This window comes from uncultured Novosphingobium sp. (assembly GCF_964277725.1).
Taxonomy (GTDB): domain Bacteria; phylum Pseudomonadota; class Alphaproteobacteria; order Sphingomonadales; family Sphingomonadaceae; genus Novosphingobium; species Novosphingobium fluoreni.
In genome coordinates this window covers 1-23,274 of record NZ_CAXYKL010000052.1, presented here as the reverse complement: position 1 = coordinate 23,274, position 23,274 = coordinate 1, and the positions used below count along the sequence as shown (strand labels likewise).

Genomic DNA, 23,274 nt, shown 5'->3' with positions numbered 1-23,274 from the left:
GCTTCCAGTTCGTGCCGCAGCCGTGCCAGCGTTTCGGCGGGTTGCGGCTTGTGGACGATGCCCGAGATGCGCGTGAAGAGAATGCCCAGCCGGGCTTCCGCCTCGCCCAGGATCGGCTCCCAGGTTTCCAGCTGGCGACGGTGCAGCGGCTCGTCCGGATGGGCGCGATAGCACAGCGTGTCGGTTTCCGCGTAAGGCAGTAGCCCGGTAACGGCATCCTCCGCACCGCCGGCGATCGCATCGATGGCATAGTCCGCCAAATCGCGCAGCGGGAAGCGGGTGGGATCGATCGTCTCGCCTTGTGCCGACCACTCGGTCGCCAGCGCTTCGGCCAGAGCGCGCGTCGGCACGATTTGCGGCGCACCGGCCGCTGTCTTGATGCCGCGACCATCCAGCAGAACGCGCCAGCCACCGTCCGCCGCCATGGTGGTGACGGCTTGATAGAAGCGCTTCACCTAGGTGTCCTCCACTTGCGCGCCAGAGCCGTCGGAATGACGAAGACGCCGACGAGGCCGATGATCAGCAGCAGATAGCCCGCCCAGGTCGGCACCGCGCCATTCGCCAGCCGGCCGTTGCTCGCCAGCAGGCCCATCAGCACGCAGCCGACGCCGGCCAGCCGCACCAGCTGGATCAGGAAAAAGCGCCCGCGCGCCGGATCGTGGCTCATGCGAGCAGGACCTTCCCCAATTGCTCGGGTGTCTCCACCACGACTTCGGCTCCGGCGGCCAGCAGTTCACGCGGGAGATGATAGCCCCAATCGACGCCGATCGCCCGCACTCCGGCATCGCGCGCCATCTGCATGTCGAACGAGGTATCGCCGATCATCACCGCGTCCTGCTCACCCGCGCCGGCGCCTGCCAAGGCGGCCTGCAGCATCGCGGGATGGGGCTTGGAGGGGTGGCGGTCTGCCGTCTGCAGCGTCACGAACAGGTCGGCGATGCCGTTGTCCGCCAGGCAGTGTGCCAATCCGCGATCGGACATGCCGGTGGCGACGCCCAGCGTCCAGCCGCTGTCCGCAAGGCGGCGCAGCAGTTCCGGGATGCCGGGGAATAGCGGTTGCGATACGCGCCCGTCGCTGCGGGCGGTGCGGAACGCCAGCTTGTAGCTCTCCGCCAGCGCCAGGTGCAACTCGTCCGCCTCATTCGGCAGCAGGCGGCGCATCGCCTGGGGGAGTGAAAGGCCCACGGCGCGGCGGATCGCCACGCGTGGAGGAGCAGGCAGGTTCTGGCGCGCGAACGCGGCCTCCAACGCCTCGCAGATGCTGGCCTGACCATCGACCAGCGTGCCATCGCAATCGAACACGGCAAGCTTCATTCAGCGCAGTCCGGCGTCAACGCTTGCCGCGCGGCGCAGGAGGCTTGCCGCCCGGTTTGCCCGATCCACCGGCAGGCTTGCCCGTGGACGGACGCGAGGGGCCGCTCCGGGCCCTATCGGCGCTCGGCTTTCCGGCGCCGAACTTGGCTCCGCCCGGTTTACCAGTGGTAGGTTTGCCAGCGTTGGGCTTGCCAGCGCCTGGCTTACCGGCGCCGGGCTTTGTGGTGTTCGGCCTGCCTGTGCCAGCCTTTGACGGTGCGGACCTGGCGGTCGTCGCGCTACCCGTGCTGTTGCGGGTGCGCCCGCCGGCGGGTGCGGGCCTGCCCGGAGCATCGCCACCGCGAGAGCGACGCTCTCCCCGGCGTTCCTTGCGAAACTGCTTGGCATGCGCCTTGGCGAGCCGCTTCTTGTCTTCGCGGGTATCTTCTGCGCGCGGTTCGGGAATGTCCGCGCCGTCCGCTTCCTCGAAGCCCAGCTGCTCCATGCCCATCGCGAAATGTTCGGGCAGGGGGGCGGTCACGTCGAGCGGGGCACCATCCGGATGGTCGATGATCAGCCGCCGCGCGTGGAGGTGCATCTTGCGGCTGATCGAGCCGGAAAGGAACGCGTCCTGCCCGCCATACTTGCCGTCACCCACGATCGGGTGGCCGATCGCCGCCATGTGCACGCGCAGCTGGTGGGTGCGCCCGGTCAGGGGGTGCAGTTCCACCCAGCAGGCGCGGTTGCCCGCCCGGTCGATCACGCGATAGCGGGTGCGCGCCGGTTGGCCGCCTTCCATGTCGACATGCATCTTCTCGCCGCCGGTGCCCGGCTGCTTGGAGATCGGCAGCTCGATCATACCGTCCTCGATCGAGGGGACGCCGGTCACCAGCGCCCAGTAGATCTTGCGCGCGGTGCGGCCGGAGAAGCGCTTGGAAAAGAACGCCGCGCTGCCGGGCGTGCGCGCGATCAGCAGCACGCCGGACGTGTCCTTATCCAGCCGATGGACCAGGCGGGGGCGGGGCCCTTCCGCGGCATAGGCGTCCAGCAGGCCATCGACATGGCTGGTCATGCCCTTGCCGCCTTGCGTGGCAAGGCCCGGCGGCTTGTTCAGCACGATGGCGGCGCGGTCCTGCGTCAGCACCATGCTGTCCGCCAATTCCAGCTCCTCCTCGGTCAGCGGGCGGCGCGGGGCCGGGCCGGCGGCCTTGGGATCACCCCCGGGCGGCACGCGCAGCAGCTGGCCCGCCGCCAGTCGGAAGTCCACGTCGGCGCGCTTGCCGTCGACCCGGATCTGCCCGGTCCGCGCCCAGCGCGAGACGGTGGCGAAGCCAACTTGCGGCAAGTGGCGCTTGAACCAGCGGTCAAGGCGCACGCCATCATCGTCCGCGCCCACCGTGAACTGGCGCACATTGTCGCTCGCGCCTCTCTTGCTCATACAGAAACTCGCATCATCATAAGGCCCAGCCACAGGCCGCCGAACCCGGCGAGCAGCGACACGGCAAGATAGGCCAGCGCCACTCCCGCCTGTCCGCGCTGCAGCAGCGATACGACCTCAAGGCTGAACGAAGAAAAAGTGGTGAAGCCGCCCAGCACGCCCACCGCCAGCAAAAGCCGCGTGGCCTCGCCCTGGGTGCCGAACCGCGCCAGCCAGCCGACGAGCAAGCCCATGGCGAGGCTGCCGACGATGTTGACGGTCAACGTGCCCCACGGAAACGCGCCCGCTCGTACCGGGCCGATCGCCATCACCCACAGGCGGCCAACGGTGAAGCGCAGCCACGACCCTACCGCGCCGCCGCTGGCGACGAGCAGCGAAGCCGTCAGAAAGGAAGGTTGCACGGATTGCGGCATGGCGCGCGCCATAGACCGCGGCGGGCGGCAAGCCAAATCTTTCGTGGATACAGGGCTGGCAGTCATCGCGCGCGGCCTTCCGACTATCGCGCGAAACCGGCTTTGGAGTTGCCATTCGTGCGCGACTCTGGTAGCGGCGCGCCGTTGACGCAGGTCTCGTACGGGATCGGCGGCGTTCGTCATTATTATTTTCATGGGCTGTCCTGCCTTGTAGGCGGAGCGGGACGGTCTGCTATCGTATTTGGTGAGGTTCTTCGTTTTATGCAAATCATGGTACGGGACAACAACGTCGATCAGGCCCTTCGCGCGCTCAAGAAGAAGCTGCAGCGCGAAGGCGTGTATCGTGAGATGAAGTTGCGCCGTCACTTCGAGAAGCCGTCGGAAAAGCGCGCCCGTGAAAAGGCCGCCGCTGTTCGCCGCGCCCGCAAGCTGGAGCGCAAGCGCCTGGAGCGTGACGGCGCGAAGTAGGTTTCACGCGCCATCGGCCGCGCATTCCGGTGCGGGTTGGCGCTTGAACCCTTCGCTTGCTTGAGCCATGAGGGCGCGGACGCAATCCGCGCCCTTTTGCATATCCTGTCCCAAGAGGCTTTGACTTCATGACCGAGATCACCCGCGTCCCGCTTCAGCCCATCGCCAAGGGCAGCCTGACCAAGCTGTGGGTCGGCATTGCGGCGGTCGCTCTGCTGGGTTGCGGCGTGGCCTGGGCGGCGATGCCCGCCTCGGTCGATGTCGATACGCTGGTGGCCGGCCAGGGTCCGTCGCCCACGCGCGATGACGTGGCGCTGGTGAACTACAAGGGCACTCTGCCTGACGGTAAGGTGTTCGACGAAGGCAAGCAGGCCGTGCTGCCGCTCGCCGAAGTCGTCCCCGGCTTCACCAAGGCTCTGGAGCAGATGCAGAAGGGCGGCAAGTACAAGGTCCATATCCCCAGCGCGCTGGCCTATGGCGACAAGGGCGCGGGCCCGATCCCGGCCAATACCGACCTCGACTTTGAGATCGAACTGCTGGACTTCAAGAGCCGCGCCGAGATCGAGCAGCAACAACGCATCATGCAACAGCTGCAGCAGATGCAGATGGGCGGCGGCGCTCCCGGGGCAGGCATGCCGGGCGCTGGCCCGGCGGTACCCCCGCCCGCGCAATAAGGCCGGCGGCGCGCCCCCGCGCCCTGCTTGAAGCGCAACGGGGCGGGTGTTAGCTCTGCTGCCTCCCGCCAATTTTCCCGCCCGCCATCGCGGGCAGTCGGACATGAGGACGAACCATGTCGGTCGATACCGCAACCGTGGCAAAGATCGCCTCCCTCGCTCGCATCAAGCTGGGCGAGGGTGAGGCAGCGGCGATGGTGCCGGAACTGAACGGCATCCTCGCCTGGGTGGACCAGCTAGGCGAAGTCGACGTCACCGGCGTCGAGCCGATGACCGCCGTCATCCCCAACACCCTGCGCCTGCGCGATGATGTGATCGATGCCGATCCGCTTACCGGCGGCGGCATCCGCGACAAAATCCTCGCCAACGCGCCCGCGGCCGAACACGGCTTCTTCGGCGTGCCCAAGGTGATCGAATAAGCATGACAGATATCAATTCCTCCGGCCTCACCGATCTCGGCGTCGCCGCCATCCGCTCGGGCGTCGCCTCGGGGGACTTCACCGCCGTCGAAGTGGCGGAGGCGTTCAACGCCAATGTCGCGGCGGCGCAGGGCGCGCTGAACGCCTTCATCGTCGCCACGCCGGACAAGGCGATCGAGGCCGCGCAGGCCGTCGACGCCAAGCGCGCCAAGGGCGAAGCGCTGGGCAAGATGGCCGGCGTGCCGATCGGCATGAAGGACCTGTTCGCCACCGTGGGCGTGCAGACCACCGCGGCCAGCCACATTCTGGAAGGCTTCACGCCGCAGTACGAAAGCACCGTCAGCGCCAAGCTGTGGGATGCGGGCGCGGGCATGCTGGGCAAGCTGAACCTTGATCAGTTCGCGATGGGCTCGTCCAATGAGACCAGCTATTTCGGCAACGTGATCTCACCCTGGCGGCGCAACGACGGCGGCAACGCACCGCTCGCGCCGGGTGGTTCCTCGGGCGGTTCCTCCGCCGCGATCGCCGCACGGCTGTGCCCGGCGGCCACCGGCACCGATACCGGCGGCTCGATCCGCCAGCCCGCCGCGTTCACCGGCATCACCGGCATCAAGCCGACGTATGGCCGTTGCTCGCGCTGGGGCGTGGTCGCGTTCGCCAGCTCGCTCGACCAGGCGGGCCCGATGGCGCGGGACGTCACCGATTGCGCGATCATGCTGGAGGCGATGGCCGGTTTCGATCCCAAGGATTCGACCAGCCTGAACCTGCCGGTGCCGGAGTGGGAGAAGGGCCTCAACGCCGATCTTAGCGGCAAGCGTGTGGGCATCCCGCGCGAATACCGGATGGACGGGATGGACGCCGACGTTGCGAAATCCTGGGACGACGGCATTGCCTGGCTGAAGGATGCCGGCGCCACCATCGTCGACGTATCGCTGCCGCATACCAAGTACGCGCTGCCCGCGTATTACATCATCGCTCCGGCGGAAGCCTCGTCCAACCTCGCGCGCTATGATGGCGTGCGCTATGGCCTGCGCGATCTTCCCGATGGCTCTAACCTGCAAGACATGTACGCCGCCACCCGCGCGGCGGGCTTCGGTGCGGAAGTGCGCCGCCGCATCCTGATCGGCACTTACGTGCTTTCGGCGGGCTTCTACGATGCGTATTACACACAGGCGCAGAAGGTGCGGACCCTGATCGCGCGTGACTTCGCACAGGCGTTCGAACAGTGTGACGTAATCCTGGCGCCCACCGCGCCGTCCGCTGCGTTTGCGCTGGGTGAGAACGCCGAAGACCCGCTCAAGATGTACCTGAACGACGTATTCGCGGTGCCCGCCAGCCTGGCCGGCCTTCCGGCGATGTCAGTCCCGGCGGGCCTCAACCGTGAGGGTCTGCCGCTCGGCCTGCAGATCATCGGCAAGGCTTTCGACGAGCAGGGCGTGCTCAACGCAGGCCTGGCGATCGAACAGCGCGCGAACTTTACCGCGCGGCCCGGCAAGTGGTGGTGACTGACATGACTGAAAGCACATACCGTATCCAGGGCGCTACCGGTGAGTGGGAGGTCGTGATCGGCCTGGAAGTCCACGCGCAAGTCACGTCGAATTCCAAGCTGTTTTCCGGCGCCGCCACTGAGTTCGGGGCCGAGCCCAACGCGCAGGTCAGCCTGGTCGACGCGGCGATGCCAGGAATGCTGCCGGTGCCCAATCGTGAGTGCATCCGCCAGGCGGTACGCACTGGCATGGCGATCGACGCGCAGATCAACAAGTGGTCTCGGTTCGATCGCAAGAACTACTTCTACGCCGATCTGCCGCAGGGCTATCAGATCAGCCAGCTCTACCATCCGCTGGTCGGCGAAGGTTCGCTGACGATCGACGCGGACGAGAAGGCCGGGCTACCCGAAGCCAAGGTGATCGGCATCGAGCGTATTCACGTCGAGCAGGACGCGGGCAAGCTGATGCACGATCAGCATCCGACGATGTCCTATGTCGATCTCAACCGCTCGGGCGTGGCGCTGATGGAAATCGTCAGCCGCCCGGACATGCGTTCTCCCGCTGAAGCAGGCGCTTACGTCGCCAAGCTGCGGCAGATCCTGCGCTATGTCGGATCGTGCGACGGAAATATGGACCAAGGCTCCATGCGGTGCGACGTGAACGTCTCTGTCCGCAAGCCCGGAGATGAATTCGGCACGCGCACGGAAACCAAGAACGTCAACTCGGTCCGCTTCGTGATGGCCACGATCGAGCATGAAGCCGCGCGCCAGGTCGACGTGCTGGAGAGCGGCGGCAAGATCGTTCAGGAAACCCGGCTTTTCGATCCCGGCACCGGCACCACGCGCTCCATGCGCTCGAAGGAAGATGCGCACGACTACCGCTACTTCCCCGATCCGGACCTGCTGCCGCTGGTGCTGGACGATGCCTTCCTCGAAGATTGCCGCAACTCGCTGCCCGAACTGCCGGACGCCAAGCGCGCGCGCTATGAAGGCGATCTTGGGCTCAGCACATACAATGCCAGCGTGCTGACCGCCGATGTGGAGACCGCGCGCTGGTTCGAGCGTCTGTTGGGAGAAACCGCCACGGCGCAGGGCAAGCAGCCCGCCGATGTCGCGAAGCAGGCGGCCAACTGGCTGATCTCCGAACTGTTCGGCGCGCTCAACAAGCTAGGCAAGTCGCTTGAGGATTCGCCGGTAAGCCCGGCTAGCGGCGCGGAATTGCTGGCACTGGTGGGCAAGGGCACGATCTCTGGCTCGATCGCCAAGCAGGTCCTGGAAAAGATGCTGGAGACCGGCGACGGCGCCAATGCGATCGTCGAGCGCGAGGGGCTGAAGCAGGAGAGCGACACCGGCGCGATCGAGGCGAAGGTTGACGAGATCCTCGCCGCCAATGCCGACAAGGTCGAGCAGTATCGCGGTGGCAAGCAGGCGCTGTTCGGGTTCTTTGTCGGCCAGACGATGAAGGCCATGCAGGGCAAGGGCAACCCGCAGGTGGTGAACGAGATCCTGAAGGCGAAGCTGGGCTAGGCGCCGCGGCCCCGCCTGGGGCCGTGAGGGCTACCCCTTCAAGCCGATTTCCCGCAGGCGCTCCTGCAGATATTCGTCCGCGGTGATGGTGGCGGGGTAGCGGTCGGGACGATCGCTGCCAATGCATTCGGGCAAGGTTTCTAGGCGGAAGTCACTGCGCGGATGCAAGAAGAACGGCATCGAATAGCGGCTGTACCCCGCGCGCTCCCCGGCGGGATTGCGCACCCGATGGGTGGTGGAGGGCAGGACGTGATTGGTCAGCCGCTGCAGCATGTCGCCGATGTTGACCACCAGCGCGCCCTCAGGCGGCGCGATCGAAAGCCAGCGCCCATCCTTGCCCAGTAGCTCCAGGCCCGCTTCCTCCGCACCCAGCAGCAGGGTGATGAGGTTGATATCCTCATGCGCGCCAGCCCGGATCGCGCCGCTGGCCTCGGCTTTGACCGGGGGATACTGCAGCAGACGCAGAACGGAATTGCCATCCTCGATTGCCGGATCGAACCATTGCTCATCCAGCCCCAGGTCGATCGCGATGGCGGAGAGCAGGCGCGATCCGGCGCGATCGAATTCGGCGAACAGCGTCTCGAATACAGTCCGAAAGCCGGCGGGGCTTTCCGGCCAGATGTTGGGGAGCATCGTCGCGCGCAGCGGGTGATCGTCCGGCAGATCGCGGCCGACGTGCCAGAACTCCTTGAGGTCCTTCTCCGTCAAGCCCTTGGCGACTTCGGTGCGAAACGGCGTATATCCGCGCGCTCCGCCGGTGCCCGGCATGAAATATCGCATTTTCTCCTCGGTTGGCGAGGCGAAGAGTTCCGCTGTGAGCCGCCATGCCTCGGCGATCAGCGCGGGATCGATGCCGTGGTCGCGCACCAGGGCGAAGCCGAAGGTGCGAAAGCTGCGTCCGATATCGGACGCGATGCCGCGCGGCTCGTCGGCCAGGCTGAGTATGGGGATTTCGGCGATGTCCATGAGTGCGATCCGCGCTGAATTGGGCTAGTGGCGTCCGCTCTAGTCGATAACGCGAGGCGATGCATGTCCAAGAGCCACGGGGCAAAAAGCTATTGGCTGATGAAGTCCGAGCCCGATGCCTATAGCTGGGACGATCTTCTGGCCGAGGGAGAGGGCACCTGGGACGGCGTGCGCAACCACCGCGCGGCCAACAATCTGCGCGCGATGCAGGTGGGAGACGAGGCGTTCTTCTACCACTCTAACATCGGCAAGGAGATCGTCGGCGTGGTGCAGATCAGCAAGTCCGGCATCCCCGACCCGAGCGATCCCGAGGGCAAGTGGGCTGCGGTGAAGGTCAAGCCGGTCCGGAAGCTGGCTCGTCCGGTTACGCTCAAGGAGGTCAAGGCCGATCCGAAGCTGGCCGAGATGGAGCTAGTGAAGCTCTCGCGCTTGTCCGTCGCCGTGGTTACGCCCGCGGAGTGGGCCTACATTTTGAAGCTGGCGGGTGGGGGCGGTAAAGATTGATCCGTGTCAAATTGTCGCAACTGCAACCGTTGGTTTTCCGCGACGTTTAAAGGATCAAAGACGGACACACGTCGCCGTCTTCATTCAAGGAGATAAGCCATGGGTGAACTGACCGACAAGGCCAAGGGCCTCGCCAACGAAGCGATCGGCAACGTCAAGCAGGCCGTCGCCGGCAAGAACAATCCCGATCTGGCAGCTGAGGGCAAGGCCCAGGAAACCAAGGGCGAAGCCCAGCAGGTCAAGGGTTCCGTGAAGGGCGCATTGGGCGACAAGGTCTGATCCCTTCGGATACCGATTGAATGGGAAGGCCGCCTCCGGGCGGCCTTTTCTTTGTTGCGCGCCGCTTTTTTGCAAGGCGATGGGCGATTTTCCAAAAATAGAAACCGGTTCCAGCCGGGCCAAGACGGATCTTCCACCGTGCCGTTTTAGGCCAGCGAAAAGCCTCTACTGGCGAACACGGTAACCATTTCTTAAGCATGTTCCATGTCATCGCTCAGCCATCGCCGCGCCTTGGTCCTCTCGGACGAGGGCGCTCGCCATCCCTTCCGCCGATCGCTGCCGCCGCATGTGTGCGCGACCCTGATTGCCGACGAACCATCGGCTCCGCGCTCGATCCGCCGAATCATCAATGAGGATTGGCGCGGCTTTTTGGCCGCCTATTGCGCCACGTTCGTCGTGATCATCGTCTTCCTGGCCTGAAAGCCGGAAGCAATCAGGCGGTCAGCGCCGCGCGTTCGGCGCGCAGCAGGGCGTAGCCGAACCATGCCGGCAGCAGGCAGCAGCCCGCCACCACCAGCAGCTGCTTCACCACGGCCAGGCCCAGCATGCTGAGCAACCCCGCAAACAGCGCGCCGACCACCATCGCGCCGGAGTTGACGATGTTGTTCGCCGCGATCGTCCGCGCCGTCTGCGACTTTTCCACGAAGGTGGTGAGAAACGCATAGAGCGGCACCACGAACATGCCGCCCGACACCGCGATTCCCAGCAAGGTGAGCAGCAGCGTCGGGGCGAGGGGGTGGGCGATGAACGTGGGGACGTCCATCATCGCTCCGCCCGCCTGCCAATCGCTGCAGATCGATTCGAAAGCGATCAGGAAACCGCCCATCGCGATCACCGACATCGGCGAGTATTTGGCGGAAACCGTGCCTTTCAATAGAGCATTGATCGACACCGACCCGATCGCCACGCCTACGGAGAAGATCACCAGGAACAGGCTGGCCACTTCCTTGCTGGCGCTCAGCACGTTCTTGGCCAGCGGCGTGAATTGCACGAACAGGATCGTGCAGATGGCCCAGAAGATACTGATCGCCACGATCGCCAGGAACACCCGGCGGTCGTGAACCGTGTCCATGATCAGCTTGCGAGAGGCGCGAAAGACGTTGAAATCCAGCGGTTCGATTGCGCCCAGCGGCGGGGCGGGCGGCACGAACTGAGATGAGGCAAAGCCCAGGCATGCCACCAGAACCACGGCGATCGCGGCCCAGTGGACGCCGATCCAGCCCGCCACGATCGTACCCGCCAGCACCGCCATGTATGTGCCGGCTTCGACCAGACCAGTGCCGGCCAGCACTTCGCCTTGTTTCAGGTGCTGCGGCAGGATCGCGTACTTGATCGGGCCGAAAAACGTCGAATGGACGCCCATCGCGAACAGCGCCAGCAGCATCAGCGGGATGGACAAGGTGCCGATCCCCACGCCGCGCCACGCCAGCAGCAAGCCGGCGCCGCCCACCATCATGATCCCGATCTCACACGCCTTGACCACGCGGATGATCCGCGCCTTGTCCCGCATGTCCGCCAGTTGTCCGGCGAGCGCGGAGAGCAGGAAGAACGGCACCACGAACACCCCGGACGCGACCGCGCTGAACCACATCTCCGCCGTCTCGGAATTGTACACCGAGTAGACGACGAAAAAGACCATCGCGTTTTTGAACAGGTTGTCGTTGAAGGCGCCCAGCAACTGGGTGACGAAGAGCGGCAGGAAGCGGCGCGCCCGGATCAGCTGGGTCGAAGTCGTCATGCGTCCTGTAATGCCAGCGCCACGAGTGGCGGCCAAATGCCTGCGGAACACTTAGTGGCAATGGGGCGGCGGGCAAGCCCCGTCGAGAAGCAGCCACTTCATTTTATTCGGCGGGTTCCACGCAGGCCCCACAGCGCCTAAGAGCCGGAAGGATGCTGACCCTGCCGAATCTGCTCACGCTCTCGCGCATCTTCGCGGTGCCGCTGCTGGCCTTTCTGTTGTGGTGGCCCCGATGGGAGGCCGGCTACGGCCTGGCCTTCGCGCTTTACAGCCTGATGGGTGTCACTGACTACTTCGATGGCTACATCGCGCGCTCCAGCGGCGCGGTCTCTCGCCTCGGTGTGTTCCTCGATCCCATCGCGGACAAGATCATGGTCGCGGCCGTGATTCTAGTGCTGACCGCGCAAGGCGTCCTGACAGGCCCTTACGTGGGTGATGCGCACGTTATCGCCGGGCTCATTATCCTGGTCCGGGAAATCGCGGTTTCCGGCCTCCGCGAGTTTCTGGGGGGCATCCAAGTCTCGGTTCCTGTCAGTCGCCTGGCGAAATGGAAGACGACGTTCCAGCTCGTTTCGCTGGGCGCCTTGATCCTGGGCCATGCGATGCCGTGGTGGAACCTCGATCTGGGGGCGATCACCGTCAACGTGCCCCATACGGTCGGCCTGACGACCCTGTGGGCCGCAGCGGGGCTGACGCTGATTACGGGCTGGGATTACTTGCGAGTCGGCCTCAAGCACATGGATTGACGAGGCCCGCGATCAGGCCGTCCGCGTCACCCCGCCCGTAGTTCGTCGGCGAGCATGCGGAATTCGTCGGAGCGGGGGGAGTTACGGCGCCATACCAGGGCGATTTCGCGGTTGGCGTTGGGTGAGTGGAGCGGTTTGGCCACCACGTTGGTGCCGTTCAGGATGCCGGCGTCCAGCGCCATTTCCGGCAGCATCGTCAGGCCCAGGCCATTGTCCACCATTTGCACCAGCGTGTGGAGCGAGGTGCCGATCATGGTGGCCGAGGCGCGCAGTTCGGGGCGGTTGCAGGCGGCCAGCGCGTGGTCCTTCAGGCAGTGCCCGTCTTCCAGCATCAGCAGGCGATGCTCGTCGATCAGTTCCGGATCGATTTCCGCCGGGATGTTGCGCGGATCGTCCTTGGGAAACGCCACGAAGAACGCATCCAGCTCGATCGTCTCCTTCTCCACTTCGCCGGTGGCGTAGGGCAGGGCGAGGAGGACGCAATCGGCGCGGCCATGGTGCAGCGATTCGATAGCGGCGGCGCTGGGCTCCTCGCGCAGGAACAGCTTCAGGTTCGGGCGTTCGCGCCGCAGGCGCGGCAGCATCCGGGGCAGCAGGAACGGCGCGATCGTGGGGATCACGCTCATGCGCAGTTCACCGGCAAGAGGCTTGCCGCTGGACTGGATCAGGTCAGACAGTTCTTCCGTCTCTCGCAGGATGCGATGGGCCTTCTCGACCACGGCATTGCCCAGCGGCGTGAACCGGACCGCGCGCTTGGTCCGCTCGACCAAGGTGACGCCCAGCAGCGCCTCCAGATCGCGCAGCCCGGCCGACAGCGTGGATTGCGAGACGAAGCTGGCGTCTGCAGCGCGGCCGAAATGGCCATGCTCGTGCAAGGCGACAAGATATTGGAGCTGCTTGAGCGTGGGCTGATGAATGGTCACGGGGGCAGGCTATGCACTCAGCGCTGCATTGCGCCAAGTGGACATTCGGTCCTAAGGCGATGTGGTTTGGGTTCAGTCAGCCGGATCGGCGTTCTGGTCGGCCTCTGCCACAACGGCGTCGTCGACGTGAGTCATCTTGAGCCGGCCGTCGACAACCGCGAAAGCCAGCTTGCCCTCCACCAGATCGAGCGCGTCCTTGCCAAAGGTTTTGAAACGCCAGCCTTCCAGCATCGCCAGGTCCTTGCGCACGCCGGCTGCCAGCAGTTCCAGCTCTTCGCTGCGAGCGAGCAAGCGGGAGGCGACGTCGATTTCACGCGCGCGGATTTTCAGCAGCAGCTTCAGAAGATCCGCCACCAGCGAGCCTTCTTTGCCCAGCGGCGCACCACGCGGTGTGCGCGGGGGGAGTTCTTCGTCCGGCAACGGCTGGGAATCGGCGATCGCCTGCATCAGTCGCTTGCCGATTTCGTTATCCTTCCAGCCTGCCGAGAGGCCGCGCACTTTGGCCAGATCGGCCTGGCTCTTGGGCGGGTGGCTGGCGATATCCGCCAGCGTCTCGTCACGGGCGATGCGGCCGCGCGGGATGTTCTTGCCGCGCGCTTCCTGTTCACGCCAGGCGGCCAGCGCCTTGAGCCGTCCCAGCACGCCGGCATTGCGCCCGGCGGCCTTGATCCGCTTCCACGCGACAGTCGGGTCGTTCCGGTAATTCTCCGGATCGGCGAGCTTTTCCATCTCCTGGTCCAGCCACTGGCCGCGATCGGTCTTGATCAGGCGCTTGAGCATCCTTGGGAAGATCTTCGCCAGGTGCGTGACATCGCCGATGGCATATTCGATCTGCCGCTCCGTCAGCGGGCGGCGCGACCAGTCGGTGAAGCGGGCGCCCTTGTCGATCGTCAGGCCCAGCCACGATTCGACGAGGTTGGAGTAGCCGATCTGCTCGGACTGGCTGATCGCCATCGCCGCGATCTGCGTATCGAAGATCGGATGCGGGGTGCGCCCGGTGAAGTTGAAGATGATTTCCACGTCCTGGCCGCCGGCGTGGAAGACCTTGAGGACATCCTCGTTGTCGGTCAGCAAATCCCAAAGCGGTTGCAGATCCAGCCCCGGAGCCAGCGGATCGATCGCGGCGGCTTCCTTGGTATCGGCGATCTGGACGAGGCAAAGTTCCGGCCAATACGTGTTCTCACGCATGAACTCGGTATCAACCGCGACGAATTCGGCCTGGGACAAGCGGTCGCAAAGCGCGGCCAGATCTTCGCTTTTCGTGATCAACGGGTGAATTTGCATGGCCATCGGCGTTACGCGTAACGTAGCGGGCAATCAACGGCGCTTATCATACCATCGTTTTTAGCGTCGCTTGCGACCTAGCAGGCGGTCCAGCAACTTGGGTTGGGGCGCGTCGTCCTCGCTCATCGCGGCGAGCACTTCGGGCGTGATCAGAAGTCGTCGCAGGGCAGAGCCGGTCATCGCGTCGGCCGTGGCAGGCGGATCAGGCGGATCAGGCGTCCAGGAGGTTTCGTCCATCGCGAATGTGCCGGGCACCATCCAGTTCTCCATCCTCTCGGCTGATGGCGGAACGGAGGGCGGCGATTCGAGGTCTAACGGCGCGCTGTCTTTATCGAACGGTCTCATGATCTACCTCGCCAAACCTGTCCGACCCAGTGGGGGATCATGCGATTTACCCGATGAGGGTTACTTTCGCGTTACCGCCTCGTTCGCGGATGAGCGATTGCGGGGATGGCTGGCAATCACTGCCGTGCTCGACTAGGGGCGCATGATTGTCCAATCCGACCCAATCAAGAAGCGCCAAGCCATGACTCATCCCTATCGTTCACACACCTGCGGTGCGCTGACCGCCGCCGCGACCGGCGAGACGGTCCGCCTCTCGGGCTGGGTCCATCGCAAGCGCGACCACGGCGGCGTGCTGTTCGTCGATCTGCGCGATCACTACGGCATCACGCAGGTGGTGGCCGATAGCGACAGCCCGGCACTGCCGCTGCTCGAGGCGCTGCGGGTGGAAAGTGTCGTCACCATCGACGGCGAGGTGAAAGCGCGCAACGCCGCCACCGTGAACCCGAACCTGGCGACCGGCGAGATTGAGGTGTTCGCACGCGGCGTCACCGTGCTCAGCCGCGCGGAGGAACTGCCGATGCCGGTGGCAGGAGAGCAGGAATATCCCGAGGACATCCGCCTCAAGTACCGCTTCCTCGACCTGCGGCGCGAGACGCTGCACGCCAACATCGTCACCCGCACGAAGATCATCCGGGACATGCGCAACCGCATGGAGGATGCCGGCTTCACCGAGTATTCGACGCCGATCCTCACCGCTTCCAGCCCCGAAGGCGCGCGCGACTTCCTGGTGCCCAGCCGCATTCATCCGGGCAAGTTCTACGCGCTGCCTCAGGCGCCCCAGCAGTACAAGCAGCTGCTGATGGTCGCGGGTTTCGATCGCTATTTCCAGATCGCGCCGTGCTTCCGTGACGAGGACCCGCGCGCCGATCGCCTGCCGGGTGAGTTCTACCAGCTCGACCTGGAGATGAGCTTCGTCACCCAGGAAGAAGTCTGGGAGACGATGGAGCCGGTGATCGGCCAGGTGTTCGAGGCGTTCGCCGAGGGGAAGAGCGTGACGCCGGTGGGATCGTTCCCGCGCATCCCGCACGCTAAGGCGGTGCTGGACTACGGCAGCGACAAACCCGACTTGCGCAACCCGCTGATCATCCGTGACGTGTCGTCCGAGTTCACCCAGTCCGGCTTCGGCCTGTTCGAGAAGATCGTCGGCTCGGGCGGTGTCGTGCGCGCGATCCCCGCGCCGAACACTGCCGAGAAGAGCCGCAAGTTCTTCGACGAGATGAACGATTGGGCGAGGGCCGAGGGTCATGCCGGACTTGGCTACGTCACCCGAAAGGGCGGCGAGTTCGGCGGTCCGATCGCCAAGAACCACGGTCCCGAGAAGATGGCCGCGCTGTATGACACGCTTGGCCTTGGCCCCGACGACGGACTGTTCTTCGCCGCCGGCAAGGAAGAGCAGGCCGCCAAGCTCGCGGGCCTCGCCCGCACGCGCGTGGCCGAGACGTTGGGCCTGATCGACAAGGATCGCTTCGAGCTAGCCTGGATCGTCGACTTCCCGTTCTACGAATGGGACGAGGACAACAAAAAGGTAGATTTCGCGCACAACCCGTTCTCGATGCCGCAAGGTGGGATGGACGCGCTGGAAAACAGTGATCCGCTCAAGATCAACGCCTTCCAGTACGATCTGGTCTGCAATGGCTATGAGATCGCATCGGGTTCGATCCGCAACCAGAGCCCGGAACTGATGGTGAAGGCGTTCGAGCTGGTCGGCCTGTCGAAGGCGGACGTGGAGGAGCGCTTCGGCGGCCTCTACCGCGCGTTCCAGTATGGCGCACCGCCCCACGGCGGCATGGCGGCTGGCGTCGATCGCATCGTGATGCTGCTGTGCGGCGTGCAGAACCTGCGTGAGATCAGCCTGTTCCCGATGAACCAGCGCGCCGAAGACCTGCTGATGGGTGCCCCCACCGTGGCCGAGCCCAAGCAGCTGCGCGAACTGCACATGCGTGTGATGGAGCCGGTCAAGGCGGCGGCGGTCGCTACCAACAAACCGGTCACGCCAGAGGCGAACTAGTAGATCGAGCTCAACTAAATCTCGCGCGTAACTAACCTATTGCGGATCGCCAAATCGGCCGGAGATGAAGTCCGATGGCAGGGGGCGAGCGCGCGGCGCTCCCTGTATAATGGCTTTTATTCCGCTCAGTTGATCTTCAATCCATTTTCTCATCATCTCCCTATCGTCCTCGGACATTTGATTCTGATGAAGATCAGTCATCAAATCTTCCAAAAACAGGCAAGTACCCCCTAGAACTACGCTGGTAGCGACAAGCCGTCTGGCTGTAGAAAGGCTGCCGTGGTCATCTAGTTCATAGATTAGAAATTTATCGATCTCATTAATTATACTTTTTATAGATAGTATCGCAGCTTTTATATTGATGGCTGATGGTAAAAAGTATTCTGATGTACGATGGAAACTTTCCAGAGTTTCGTATCCATGCAACATTAAGCGTTGGCTTGCTTCGTTTAACTGCCTCTTTCGTTTCCAATGCGGTGCGAAGGCCGTAAAATATGTGAGAGCAAGCGCAATAATGGCTCCGAGAAATTGCGCCCAACCTGCTAAGTTTTCATGATGTTCGAGCCAAGATATCATTGTTGCTATCGTTTACGGATCATAAGAAGATTATCTAAACCAATTTTATTGGTACGATAATGCGATGAAGCTTATTGACCAAGCGATAAGGTCTTAAGCAGGCGAACGCGGATAGACGATGAAGTCCGCATGGCGGTCTATCTTCGGATGGTCGCCTGCCGCATGGGTCGCCTGCTGTAACTCTGCGATGCTGGACGGTGGCAAAGGCAGCGGACGCTCTGCGGGATGCGTGGGCGCTTCCATCGCGTAATCCTTGCCCGGCGTTTGCGTCATCTCGATATGCGCGCCCAGCAGGGCACGGATGGGATGCATCCTGGCAAAAGCGGCCAGCCGGTCGGCGCTCGCCCGGAAATCGCCAAAGCGATCGACCGGCACGTAGAGGCGGCCCGGGTAAAGCATGTCGCCGGAGAACAGCAGCCGCGTGTGCGGATCATAGACCATGATATGCGCTGGCTCATGGCCGGGCGTGGGAATGATATCGAGGATACGGCCTCCCAGGTCATAGTGGCCGATATCCTGCGGCCAGTGCGCGATCCGGAATGCGCTGGCCACGTCCGCCGGTTTTAGGCCGACGACTTTCGTATCGGGGCGCTTGAGAAATTCGTCGTCGCCGGCGTGATGGTCGCCATGGCTGTGCGAATGCGCGACCAGCAGTGGAATCGGCCGGCCGCTGCCGCGCCCGGCCTGCCGGGCCGCCATCAGCTTGTCGATCGTGGGCCGCACTTTCAGGCCGCCCGCCCCGGTATCGATCAGCAACGCCCGATCTTTGCCGATCAGCAGATAAAGGAACGGCGCTTCGAAATTCGTGCGGACGGACTGGCGGATGACGTAAGTATCAGCGTCGATCGCCTGTACCTGCATTTCCGGCTCGTTCGCGGAGGTCCCATCGATCCACGGCGCGAAATGAGGCATGGGCGGGGGCGCTTTTGCGCCGGTCAGGGCTGTCACCAGCAACAACGGGGCGATGCAAAGCCGAACTTGGCTGAGGATATGTTTTTCGCGCATGCAGCAAAGACTATGCTTCGGCTGGACGCTTGCAACAGAATTCCGTGCATGAAGCCCGGGTTTGGCCGCATTGCAGCAAGACGGCTCTTGCGTGTCTCGGGCCGACCCGCCACATGAACCGAACATTGCTGCAAGGCTTGCCAGCGGGCCGCACCGCCATTAGGGCGACTGGCGAGTTTCCATTCTCCCACTCAGAAGGGGTCACCAAATGAGCGATACCGCAGATCGGGTTAAGAAGATCGTCGTCGAGCATCTCGGCGTCGAGGCCGACAAGGTTACCGAGGACGCCAGCTTCATCGACGATCTGGGCGCGGACAGCCTCGACATAGTCGAGCTGGTCATGGCCTTCGAAGAGGAATTCGGCGTCGAGATTCCCGACGATGCCGCTGAAAAGATCAGCACCGTCTCGGATGCGATCAAGTACATCGAAGAGAACAAGGGCTGATTCAGGGCTGATCGCCCGAATCTGCCTTCCGGCCATCCTGACGCGACGAACGTGACGGACGGCGGGATATCAAGATAACGGCAGGCTCGGCTCCCTCGGGGGTTGAGCCTGTTGTCTTTTGGCCCGCATGACTATGTTCGCCGGGTCAGAGCGTTCACGCGGAGAGTTGCATGCGTCGTGTTGTCGTCACCGGCCTTGGTCTGGTCACCCCGCTCGGGGCGGACGTAGAGACTGTTTGGGCCAATATCCTGGCCAGCAAATCCGGCGCCGGTCCGATCACCAAGTTCGACGCGTCCGACCAGAAGTGCCGCATCGCCTGTGAGGTGAAGCCGGCCGATCACGAATATGGCTTCGATCCCAACAAGCGCGTGGACCACAAGGTTCAGCGCCAGGTCGATCCTTTCATCATTTACGGCATCGATGCCGCCGGACAGGCGATCGAAGATGCCGGGCTTACCGACATGGACGAAGCGACGCGGCTGATGGCCGGCTGCTCGATCGGCTCGGGCATCGGCGGCTTGCCGGGCATCGAGAGCGAATCGCTGGTCCTGGCCAACAAGGGCCCGGCGCGGGTCAGCCCTCACTTCGTGCATGGCCGCTTGATCAATCTGATCTCCGGCCAGGTCTCGATCAAGTACGGCCTGATGGGCCCGAACCATGCGGTCGTCACCGCTTGCTCCACCGGCGCACACTCGATCGGTGACGCGGCACGCATGATCAAGGACGGCGATGCCAACATCATGCTGGCAGGCGGCGCGGAAGGCACGGTCTGCCCGATCGGCATCGCCGGCTTTGCCCAGGCGCGCGCGCTGTCGACCGCGTTCAACGACGATCCCACCCGGGCCAGCCGCCCTTACGACAAGGACCGCGACGGCTTCGTCATGGGTGAGGGCGCGGGCGTCGTCGTGCTGGAAGAGTACGAACACGCCAAGGCGCGCGGCGCGAAGATCTATGCCGAGGTCATCGGCTATGGCCTCTCGGGCGATGCCTATCACGTCACCGCGCCGCATCCGGAAGGCTCTGGCGCCTACCGCTCGATGGCGATGGCGCTGAAAAAGGCGGGCCTGACGCCGGACGATATCGATTACATCAACGCCCACGGCACCTCCACTCCGCTGGGTGATGAGCTGGAACTGGGCGCGGTGCGCCGCTTGTTCGGCGATGCGATCAGCAAGGTTTCGATGAGCTCCACCAAGTCGGCGATCGGCCACTTGCTGGGCGGCGCCGGGGCGGTCGAATCGATCTTCTGCATCCTTGCCCTTCGAGACCAGATCGTGCCCCCCACGCTCAATCTCGACAATCCGAGCGACAGCTGCATGGGCGTGGACCTAGTGCCGCACACGGCCAAAAAACGAGAAGTTCGCGCCGTCCTGAACAACAGCTTCGGCTTCGGCGGCACCAACGCCAGCCTCATCATGCGCAAGGTGGACTGACTCCGATGCCGTTCTCCCGCCATGCCGACGGGGCGCAAGGCTGATGCTTTCGCGCCGTGGCTGCGGGGGCATCGCCGCTCTGATCCTGCTCGTGCTGATCGCGTCCGGCGTGGTCTTATATGGCTGGTACGGTTCCGGCCCGCTGGCGAAGGACGGCACCTTCATCGTTCCCAACGGCGCGAGCTTGAGCGCGGTGGCTGACCGGCTAGAGGAAAAAGGCGTGATCAGCTCCGCAACCGGCTTCAAGCTGCGGGCACGCGTTTTTGGCGGCGGTCGTGATATCAAGGCGGGCGAATTTGCTATTCCCGCTCATGCCAGCCCCTCCCGCGTCTTGGGCATCATCACCAGCGATGACGTGATCCGCCGCTTTGTCACCGTGCCGGAGGGGATGCCTTCGATCATGGTTTACGAACGGCTGAAAGCGCAGGACGAGCTGACCGGAGACATCGCATCGCCTGCAGAGGGCTCGATCCTACCGGACAGCTACGCCTTTGAACGTGGGGAGACGCGCCAAGCGGTATTGCGCCGGATGCAAGCTGCCATGAGCCGGACGATCGCCGGACTCTGGCCGAAGCGAGAGCAGGGCCTGATCGTCAAGACGCCTGAGCAAGCGATCACACTGGCCTCCATCGTCGAAAAAGAAACCGGCAAGCCTTCGGAGCGAACGATGGTGGCGGGGCTCTACTCGAACCGGCTGAAGCAGGAAATGATGCTGCAAGCCGACCCGACGATCATCTATCCGATCACCAAGGGCAAGTCCCTGGGCCGCCGCATCCTGCAGTCCGAGATTCAGGCGGTGAACGACTATAATACCTACACGATGGTCGGCTTGCCCAAGCACCCGATCACCAATCCAGGCCGCGCATCGATAGAGGCTGTGCTGCATCCGGCCAAGACCGGCGCGCTCTACATGGTGGCGGACGGCACCGGCGGCCACGCGTTTGCGGCTAACCTGGTCGATCACAACCGCAACGTGGCCCGGTGGTTTGCGATCCGCCGCGCTCGCGGAGAGCTTTAGGCGGCTCTATCAGGCGCGGGGATCAGCGGTCGCGGTCATCGTCGTCGCTGATCGTGTCTTCCGGACTGGGATCCCAGCCGTGGTTTTCGATGATGCCGCCCACCACGGGCCGCCCCCGCGCATCAAGCGATGGCTTGAATCGAAAGCGTTCGGTGATCAGCTGGCACGTCCGCGCATCCAGGCTGGGCACGCCGCTGGACTTGATAACCCGGCAATTGCGCACGCGCCCGTCGATACCGACCAGATAGTGCAACTCCAGCTCGCCACCGCGATGGCTATCGCGCAGTTCGCGAGGAAGATCGGACCAATAGAGTTTGCCGCGAATTTGGATCGGTCGGGTTACGGCATCGCTGTCGCCATTCCCGCCGTCACCGTTGCCGCCGCCGCCAAAGCCATCACCAAATCCTCCTGCGCCTTGGCCAGGGCCCACGCGATCTGAGGCGCCGGTATTGCCTGCGTCCCCGGTCATCGGTCGCGGCGCGGCAATAATAGGAGGGGGGATGCGCAGCGGCGTCACGACCGGGGCGAACACCGCCGTTGCCTTGTTTCGTAGATTTTCCGGCGACGCCTCATCCCGCAGCCTCGCGCTTTCGGGCTTGTCTGCCTGCGTCGGCTCCGGCTGCGGCGTAATCTCAGGCCTTGGCGGGGGGGCGGGCAGAGGCTCAGGAGCGACGTTCAAGGCGACGAGCGTTTCCTGAACTGCCTTTGCAATCGGGGCGGCCGTCGATAGTCCAAAGACCAACGCTAGGCCGCCGGAACCGACCACGACCAGCGAAGCGAGGGCGGATGTCGCGCGTTGGCGGGGTGAGGGGGCGTACACAAGGCTGATCCCATTCAAAGATGATCCCTCAAAGATGGGACCTGCAGCCTCATTAGCCAGCCTCGGTCCTCGAAAACTGCATTATTCGACTGCAATTTTTAGGACCTTCTATCCTTGATGCCGTTGTCCGACATCTTCAGGCGTTGATTGCGACAGCCGTGCACGTGCGCTTGATGGAGATATCGGTATTGGCAAGCTTCAGAAAGTATTTTGTTTTATCAGGGGTTTAGATGAGAAACCTTCCTGATCTCTTCCATCGATACGCCCCGTCATCAATTTTCAACTTGCCACGACCGGCGAATTGGCACGATCAGTGGGAGGCACGAGAGCGAGTCGGATGCGACAAGCTGAGTTTCAGATGGCGGAACCAACCATAGGTCAACCCGTTTAGTCGGTCAGGTACGCATCTGGAGTTTGGACCCATGACACTTATTCTCATTCTTCTTGTTGGTGGCATCATCGGCTGGCTCGCGAGCATTCTGATGCGCACCGATGCGCAGCAGGGTATCTTTCTCAATATCGTGGTTGGCGTCATTGGCGCGCTGATTGCAGGCGTTGTCATTACCCCGCTCATCGGCGGTGCGCCGATCACCAGCGGTGCGTTTGACATTATGTCGCTGTTCGCCTCTTTCCTGGGCGCAGTAATTCTGCTTGCGATCGTCAACCTTTTCCGTCGCGGATCGATCCGCTAAGGTAATCGTGACGGACGTTCGTCTTCTTAACAGGGCAAAGGAGCTTTCCCGATGAAGTTGATCACCATGCCGCGTATGGCAATCCTGGCAATTGCCGGCGCCTCGCTCAGCCTCGCCGCTTGCAACAACAAGGCAGACGACGCGACCGAAGCACAGGCCGACGCGGTTGAGGCTTCGGCCGATGCTACGGCTGACGCTATCGACGCTGCTGCCGACAAGATGGGCGGCGCTTCGGAAGAAGCCATGCAGAACCAGGCTGACGCGGTTCGCGCCAGCGGCGAAGCCAAGGCTGACGCTCTGGAAGAGAAGGCTGACGCAGAAGCCGGTCATCCGTGATAGCCGGTTTCCACTGGTGTTAGCGCCAGTGGGTCACGCAGAGGGGACGGCGAGCGATCGCCGTCCCCTTTCGCGTTTTTGGCTTCCCGCCGGGGCCGGACGAAATAGTGCACTTTCCCTTCTGCGATTGCGCAAGTCGCGCTTGCAAAGTGACTGCCGAGTCCAGACATAGACGCGGAGCCGACCGGCCGACCTGATCACGTCGCCAACGCGGCCGTGCGATTTGCTGGGATAGATTTTACAGGACAGGCCGCATGACCGTGGCCGACAACATGACAGGAAGCTTGCCATGACCATTCCGTTGATGCCGTTGCCGTACAGCCACGATGCGCTAGAGCCGCACATCTCCCGCACCACGCTGGAAACGCACCACGGCGCGCACCACAAGACGTACGTCGACAAGCTGAATGCGGCACTGGAAGGTACCGACGAGGCGGG

At 63.7% G+C, this 23,274-nt stretch carries 28 protein-coding genes and 1 pseudogene; 16 read left to right on the top strand and 13 right to left on the bottom strand.

Annotated features, from left to right (window positions below):
* From ACHWRX_RS03390 to crcB, 5 genes are all read right to left on the bottom strand, one after another.
* Positions 1–455: ATP12 family protein (locus ACHWRX_RS03390; protein ID WP_394658083.1), on the bottom strand; the 455-nt coding region annotated here is incomplete at its 3' end.
* On the bottom strand, positions 452–667 hold the full coding sequence (locus ACHWRX_RS03385) for a hypothetical protein (RefSeq protein ID WP_058737940.1): 216 nt from the start codon (positions 665–667) through the stop codon (positions 452–454). The genes ACHWRX_RS03385 and ACHWRX_RS03390, both read right to left, overlap by 4 nt.
* Complete coding sequence (locus tag ACHWRX_RS03380; RefSeq protein WP_394658082.1) at positions 664–1,314, bottom strand: HAD-IA family hydrolase; 651 nt, start codon at positions 1,312–1,314, stop codon at positions 664–666. Before ACHWRX_RS03380 ends, ACHWRX_RS03385 begins: the two co-directional genes overlap by 4 nt.
* A gap of 16 nt (positions 1,315–1,330) precedes the next feature.
* Positions 1,331–2,731 carry an RluA family pseudouridine synthase gene (locus ACHWRX_RS03375; protein ID WP_394658081.1) on the bottom strand — a complete coding sequence of 467 codons (1,401 nt, stop codon included), beginning with the start codon at positions 2,729–2,731 and terminating at the stop codon, positions 1,331–1,333.
* Positions 2,728–3,144: a fluoride efflux transporter CrcB gene (crcB, locus tag ACHWRX_RS03370; protein WP_183616201.1), complete on the bottom strand. Its 417-nt coding sequence runs from the start codon at positions 3,142–3,144 to the stop codon at positions 2,728–2,730. Before crcB ends, ACHWRX_RS03375 begins: the two co-directional genes overlap by 4 nt.
* A gap of 261 nt (positions 3,145–3,405) precedes the next feature.
* Here crcB and rpsU point away from each other — a divergent pair, with 261 nt between their 5' ends.
* The 5 genes from rpsU to gatB all read left to right on the top strand — a co-directional run bounded on the left by rpsU (position 3,406) and on the right by gatB (position 7,718).
* Entirely contained in the window at positions 3,406–3,612 is a 207-nt protein-coding gene (gene rpsU, locus ACHWRX_RS03365; protein WP_058737943.1) for a 30S ribosomal protein S21, read from the top strand.
* Between the two features lie 128 nt (positions 3,613–3,740).
* Positions 3,741–4,286 carry an FKBP-type peptidyl-prolyl cis-trans isomerase gene (locus ACHWRX_RS03360; RefSeq protein ID WP_394658080.1) on the top strand — a complete coding sequence of 182 codons (546 nt, stop codon included), beginning with the start codon at positions 3,741–3,743 and terminating at the stop codon, positions 4,284–4,286.
* Between the two features lie 116 nt (positions 4,287–4,402).
* The gene (gene gatC, locus ACHWRX_RS03355) at positions 4,403–4,705 is read left to right on the top strand and encodes an Asp-tRNA(Asn)/Glu-tRNA(Gln) amidotransferase subunit GatC (RefSeq protein ID WP_394658079.1); all 303 of its coding nucleotides are present in this window, start codon (positions 4,403–4,405) and stop codon (positions 4,703–4,705) included.
* Between the two features lie 2 nt (positions 4,706–4,707).
* On the top strand, positions 4,708–6,210 hold the full coding sequence (gene gatA, locus ACHWRX_RS03350) for an Asp-tRNA(Asn)/Glu-tRNA(Gln) amidotransferase subunit GatA (protein WP_394658078.1): 1,503 nt from the start codon (positions 4,708–4,710) through the stop codon (positions 6,208–6,210).
* 5 nt (positions 6,211–6,215) lie between these two features.
* Positions 6,216–7,718 (top strand): Asp-tRNA(Asn)/Glu-tRNA(Gln) amidotransferase subunit GatB, encoded by a 1,503-nt coding sequence (gene gatB / locus ACHWRX_RS03345; protein ID WP_394658085.1) that lies wholly within the window; start codon positions 6,216–6,218, stop codon positions 7,716–7,718.
* Positions 7,719–7,748: 30 nt separating this feature from the next.
* Here the strand turns inward: gatB and ACHWRX_RS03340 are convergent, their stop codons facing one another.
* Positions 7,749–8,684 carry an isopenicillin N synthase family dioxygenase gene (locus ACHWRX_RS03340; protein WP_394658077.1) on the bottom strand — a complete coding sequence of 312 codons (936 nt, stop codon included), beginning with the start codon at positions 8,682–8,684 and terminating at the stop codon, positions 7,749–7,751.
* Between the two features lie 63 nt (positions 8,685–8,747).
* Here ACHWRX_RS03340 and ACHWRX_RS03335 point away from each other — a divergent pair, with 63 nt between their 5' ends.
* The 3 genes from ACHWRX_RS03335 (at position 8,748) to ACHWRX_RS03325 (ending at position 9,887) form a co-directional block, all read left to right on the top strand.
* Positions 8,748–9,188, top strand: a complete 441-nt coding sequence (locus ACHWRX_RS03335; protein WP_394658076.1) for an EVE domain-containing protein — start codon at positions 8,748–8,750, stop codon at positions 9,186–9,188.
* 99 nt (positions 9,189–9,287) lie between these two features.
* On the top strand, positions 9,288–9,467 hold the full coding sequence (locus tag ACHWRX_RS03330) for a CsbD family protein (protein WP_183616208.1): 180 nt from the start codon (positions 9,288–9,290) through the stop codon (positions 9,465–9,467).
* A gap of 204 nt (positions 9,468–9,671) precedes the next feature.
* Positions 9,672–9,887: a hypothetical protein gene (locus tag ACHWRX_RS03325; protein ID WP_394658075.1), complete on the top strand. Its 216-nt coding sequence runs from the start codon at positions 9,672–9,674 to the stop codon at positions 9,885–9,887.
* 13 nt (positions 9,888–9,900) lie between these two features.
* Here ACHWRX_RS03325 and ACHWRX_RS03320 read toward each other — a convergent pair whose 3' ends face one another.
* Positions 9,901–11,205: an MFS transporter gene (locus ACHWRX_RS03320; protein ID WP_288416121.1), complete on the bottom strand. Its 1,305-nt coding sequence runs from the start codon at positions 11,203–11,205 to the stop codon at positions 9,901–9,903.
* A 152-nt stretch (positions 11,206–11,357) separates the two neighbouring features.
* On the opposite strand from ACHWRX_RS03320, the gene pgsA reads away from it, so the two are divergent.
* Positions 11,358–11,951, top strand: a complete 594-nt coding sequence (gene pgsA, locus ACHWRX_RS03315; RefSeq protein ID WP_394658074.1) for a CDP-diacylglycerol--glycerol-3-phosphate 3-phosphatidyltransferase — start codon at positions 11,358–11,360, stop codon at positions 11,949–11,951.
* A 26-nt stretch (positions 11,952–11,977) separates the two neighbouring features.
* On the opposite strand, the gene ACHWRX_RS03310 is transcribed toward pgsA, so the two are convergent.
* The 3 genes from ACHWRX_RS03310 to ACHWRX_RS03300 all read right to left on the bottom strand — a co-directional run bounded on the left by ACHWRX_RS03310 (position 11,978) and on the right by ACHWRX_RS03300 (position 14,503).
* Positions 11,978–12,874 (bottom strand): hydrogen peroxide-inducible genes activator, encoded by an 897-nt coding sequence (locus ACHWRX_RS03310; RefSeq protein ID WP_183616212.1) that lies wholly within the window; start codon positions 12,872–12,874, stop codon positions 11,978–11,980.
* Positions 12,875–12,946: 72 nt separating this feature from the next.
* Positions 12,947–14,158, bottom strand: a complete 1,212-nt coding sequence (gene rnd, locus ACHWRX_RS03305; RefSeq protein WP_394658084.1) for a ribonuclease D — start codon at positions 14,156–14,158, stop codon at positions 12,947–12,949.
* A 60-nt stretch (positions 14,159–14,218) separates the two neighbouring features.
* Positions 14,219–14,503, bottom strand: coding sequence for a hypothetical protein (locus ACHWRX_RS03300; RefSeq protein WP_394658073.1), 285 nt, complete (start codon positions 14,501–14,503; stop codon positions 14,219–14,221).
* A 181-nt stretch (positions 14,504–14,684) separates the two neighbouring features.
* Between ACHWRX_RS03300 and aspS the strand changes: the two genes are divergently transcribed.
* Positions 14,685–16,511: an aspartate--tRNA ligase gene (gene aspS / locus ACHWRX_RS03295; protein ID WP_394658072.1), complete on the top strand. Its 1,827-nt coding sequence runs from the start codon at positions 14,685–14,687 to the stop codon at positions 16,509–16,511.
* 36 nt (positions 16,512–16,547) lie between these two features.
* On the opposite strand, the gene ACHWRX_RS03290 is transcribed toward aspS, so the two are convergent.
* The gene (locus ACHWRX_RS03290; RefSeq protein ID WP_394658071.1) at positions 16,548–17,087 is read right to left on the bottom strand and encodes a hypothetical protein; all 540 of its coding nucleotides are present in this window, start codon (positions 17,085–17,087) and stop codon (positions 16,548–16,550) included.
* A 93-nt stretch (positions 17,088–17,180) separates the two neighbouring features.
* On the bottom strand, positions 17,181–18,092 hold the full coding sequence (locus ACHWRX_RS03285) for an MBL fold metallo-hydrolase (protein ID WP_394658070.1): 912 nt from the start codon (positions 18,090–18,092) through the stop codon (positions 17,181–17,183).
* 208 nt (positions 18,093–18,300) lie between these two features.
* On the opposite strand from ACHWRX_RS03285, the gene ACHWRX_RS03280 reads away from it, so the two are divergent.
* The 3 genes from ACHWRX_RS03280 (at position 18,301) to mltG (ending at position 20,988) form a co-directional block, all read left to right on the top strand.
* The gene (locus ACHWRX_RS03280; RefSeq protein ID WP_039282540.1) at positions 18,301–18,537 is read left to right on the top strand and encodes an acyl carrier protein; all 237 of its coding nucleotides are present in this window, start codon (positions 18,301–18,303) and stop codon (positions 18,535–18,537) included.
* Positions 18,538–18,707: 170 nt separating this feature from the next.
* Positions 18,708–19,970: a beta-ketoacyl-ACP synthase II gene (fabF, locus tag ACHWRX_RS03275; RefSeq protein ID WP_394658069.1), complete on the top strand. Its 1,263-nt coding sequence runs from the start codon at positions 18,708–18,710 to the stop codon at positions 19,968–19,970.
* Positions 19,971–20,013: 43 nt separating this feature from the next.
* On the top strand, positions 20,014–20,988 hold the full coding sequence (gene mltG / locus ACHWRX_RS03270; protein ID WP_394658068.1) for an endolytic transglycosylase MltG: 975 nt from the start codon (positions 20,014–20,016) through the stop codon (positions 20,986–20,988).
* Positions 20,989–21,010: 22 nt separating this feature from the next.
* Here mltG and ACHWRX_RS03265 read toward each other — a convergent pair whose 3' ends face one another.
* On the bottom strand, positions 21,011–21,667 hold the full coding sequence (locus ACHWRX_RS03265) for an energy transducer TonB (RefSeq protein ID WP_394658067.1): 657 nt from the start codon (positions 21,665–21,667) through the stop codon (positions 21,011–21,013).
* A gap of 563 nt (positions 21,668–22,230) precedes the next feature.
* Between ACHWRX_RS03265 and ACHWRX_RS03260 the strand changes: the two genes are divergently transcribed.
* The 3 genes and pseudogenes from ACHWRX_RS03260 to ACHWRX_RS03250 form a co-directional block, all read left to right on the top strand.
* The gene (locus tag ACHWRX_RS03260) at positions 22,231–22,500 is read left to right on the top strand and encodes a GlsB/YeaQ/YmgE family stress response membrane protein (RefSeq protein ID WP_058738108.1); all 270 of its coding nucleotides are present in this window, start codon (positions 22,231–22,233) and stop codon (positions 22,498–22,500) included.
* A 51-nt stretch (positions 22,501–22,551) separates the two neighbouring features.
* Positions 22,552–22,836 carry a hypothetical protein gene (locus tag ACHWRX_RS03255; RefSeq protein ID WP_058738107.1) on the top strand — a complete coding sequence of 95 codons (285 nt, stop codon included), beginning with the start codon at positions 22,552–22,554 and terminating at the stop codon, positions 22,834–22,836.
* 289 nt (positions 22,837–23,125) lie between these two features.
* A pseudogene (locus ACHWRX_RS03250) lies at positions 23,126–23,274 on the top strand (superoxide dismutase [Fe]); the annotation flags it as partial.

Excerpts from the sequence above, each read along its gene's own strand:
- ACHWRX_RS03385 (WP_058737940.1), bottom strand. The coding sequence starts at position 667 with ATGAGCCACGATCCGGCGCGCGGGCGCTTTTTCCTGATCCAGCTGGTG.
- ACHWRX_RS03380 (WP_394658082.1), bottom strand. The coding sequence starts at position 1,314 with ATGAAGCTTGCCGTGTTCGATTGCGATGGCACGCTGGTCGATGGTCAG.
- ACHWRX_RS03375 (WP_394658081.1), bottom strand. The coding sequence starts at position 2,731 with ATGAGCAAGAGAGGCGCGAGCGACAATGTGCGCCAGTTCACGGTGGGC.
- crcB (WP_183616201.1), bottom strand. The coding sequence starts at position 3,144 with ATGCCGCAATCCGTGCAACCTTCCTTTCTGACGGCTTCGCTGCTCGTC.
- rpsU (WP_058737943.1), top strand. The coding sequence starts at position 3,406 with ATGCAAATCATGGTACGGGACAACAACGTCGATCAGGCCCTTCGCGCG.
- ACHWRX_RS03360 (WP_394658080.1), top strand. The coding sequence starts at position 3,741 with ATGACCGAGATCACCCGCGTCCCGCTTCAGCCCATCGCCAAGGGCAGC.
- gatC (WP_394658079.1), top strand. The coding sequence starts at position 4,403 with ATGTCGGTCGATACCGCAACCGTGGCAAAGATCGCCTCCCTCGCTCGC.
- gatA (WP_394658078.1), top strand. The coding sequence starts at position 4,708 with ATGACAGATATCAATTCCTCCGGCCTCACCGATCTCGGCGTCGCCGCC.
- gatB (WP_394658085.1), top strand. The coding sequence starts at position 6,216 with ATGACTGAAAGCACATACCGTATCCAGGGCGCTACCGGTGAGTGGGAG.
- ACHWRX_RS03340 (WP_394658077.1), bottom strand. The coding sequence starts at position 8,684 with ATGGACATCGCCGAAATCCCCATACTCAGCCTGGCCGACGAGCCGCGC.
- ACHWRX_RS03335 (WP_394658076.1), top strand. The coding sequence starts at position 8,748 with ATGTCCAAGAGCCACGGGGCAAAAAGCTATTGGCTGATGAAGTCCGAG.
- ACHWRX_RS03330 (WP_183616208.1), top strand. The coding sequence starts at position 9,288 with ATGGGTGAACTGACCGACAAGGCCAAGGGCCTCGCCAACGAAGCGATC.
- ACHWRX_RS03325 (WP_394658075.1), top strand. The coding sequence starts at position 9,672 with ATGTCATCGCTCAGCCATCGCCGCGCCTTGGTCCTCTCGGACGAGGGC.
- ACHWRX_RS03320 (WP_288416121.1), bottom strand. The coding sequence starts at position 11,205 with ATGACGACTTCGACCCAGCTGATCCGGGCGCGCCGCTTCCTGCCGCTC.
- pgsA (WP_394658074.1), top strand. The coding sequence starts at position 11,358 with ATGCTGACCCTGCCGAATCTGCTCACGCTCTCGCGCATCTTCGCGGTG.
- rnd (WP_394658084.1), bottom strand. The coding sequence starts at position 14,158 with ATGCAAATTCACCCGTTGATCACGAAAAGCGAAGATCTGGCCGCGCTT.
- ACHWRX_RS03300 (WP_394658073.1), bottom strand. The coding sequence starts at position 14,503 with ATGAGACCGTTCGATAAAGACAGCGCGCCGTTAGACCTCGAATCGCCG.
- aspS (WP_394658072.1), top strand. The coding sequence starts at position 14,685 with ATGACTCATCCCTATCGTTCACACACCTGCGGTGCGCTGACCGCCGCC.
- ACHWRX_RS03290 (WP_394658071.1), bottom strand. The coding sequence starts at position 17,087 with ATGATATCTTGGCTCGAACATCATGAAAACTTAGCAGGTTGGGCGCAA.
- ACHWRX_RS03285 (WP_394658070.1), bottom strand. The coding sequence starts at position 18,092 with ATGCGCGAAAAACATATCCTCAGCCAAGTTCGGCTTTGCATCGCCCCG.
- ACHWRX_RS03280 (WP_039282540.1), top strand. The coding sequence starts at position 18,301 with ATGAGCGATACCGCAGATCGGGTTAAGAAGATCGTCGTCGAGCATCTC.
- fabF (WP_394658069.1), top strand. The coding sequence starts at position 18,708 with ATGCGTCGTGTTGTCGTCACCGGCCTTGGTCTGGTCACCCCGCTCGGG.
- mltG (WP_394658068.1), top strand. The coding sequence starts at position 20,014 with ATGCTTTCGCGCCGTGGCTGCGGGGGCATCGCCGCTCTGATCCTGCTC.
- ACHWRX_RS03260 (WP_058738108.1), top strand. The coding sequence starts at position 22,231 with ATGACACTTATTCTCATTCTTCTTGTTGGTGGCATCATCGGCTGGCTC.
- ACHWRX_RS03255 (WP_058738107.1), top strand. The coding sequence starts at position 22,552 with ATGAAGTTGATCACCATGCCGCGTATGGCAATCCTGGCAATTGCCGGC.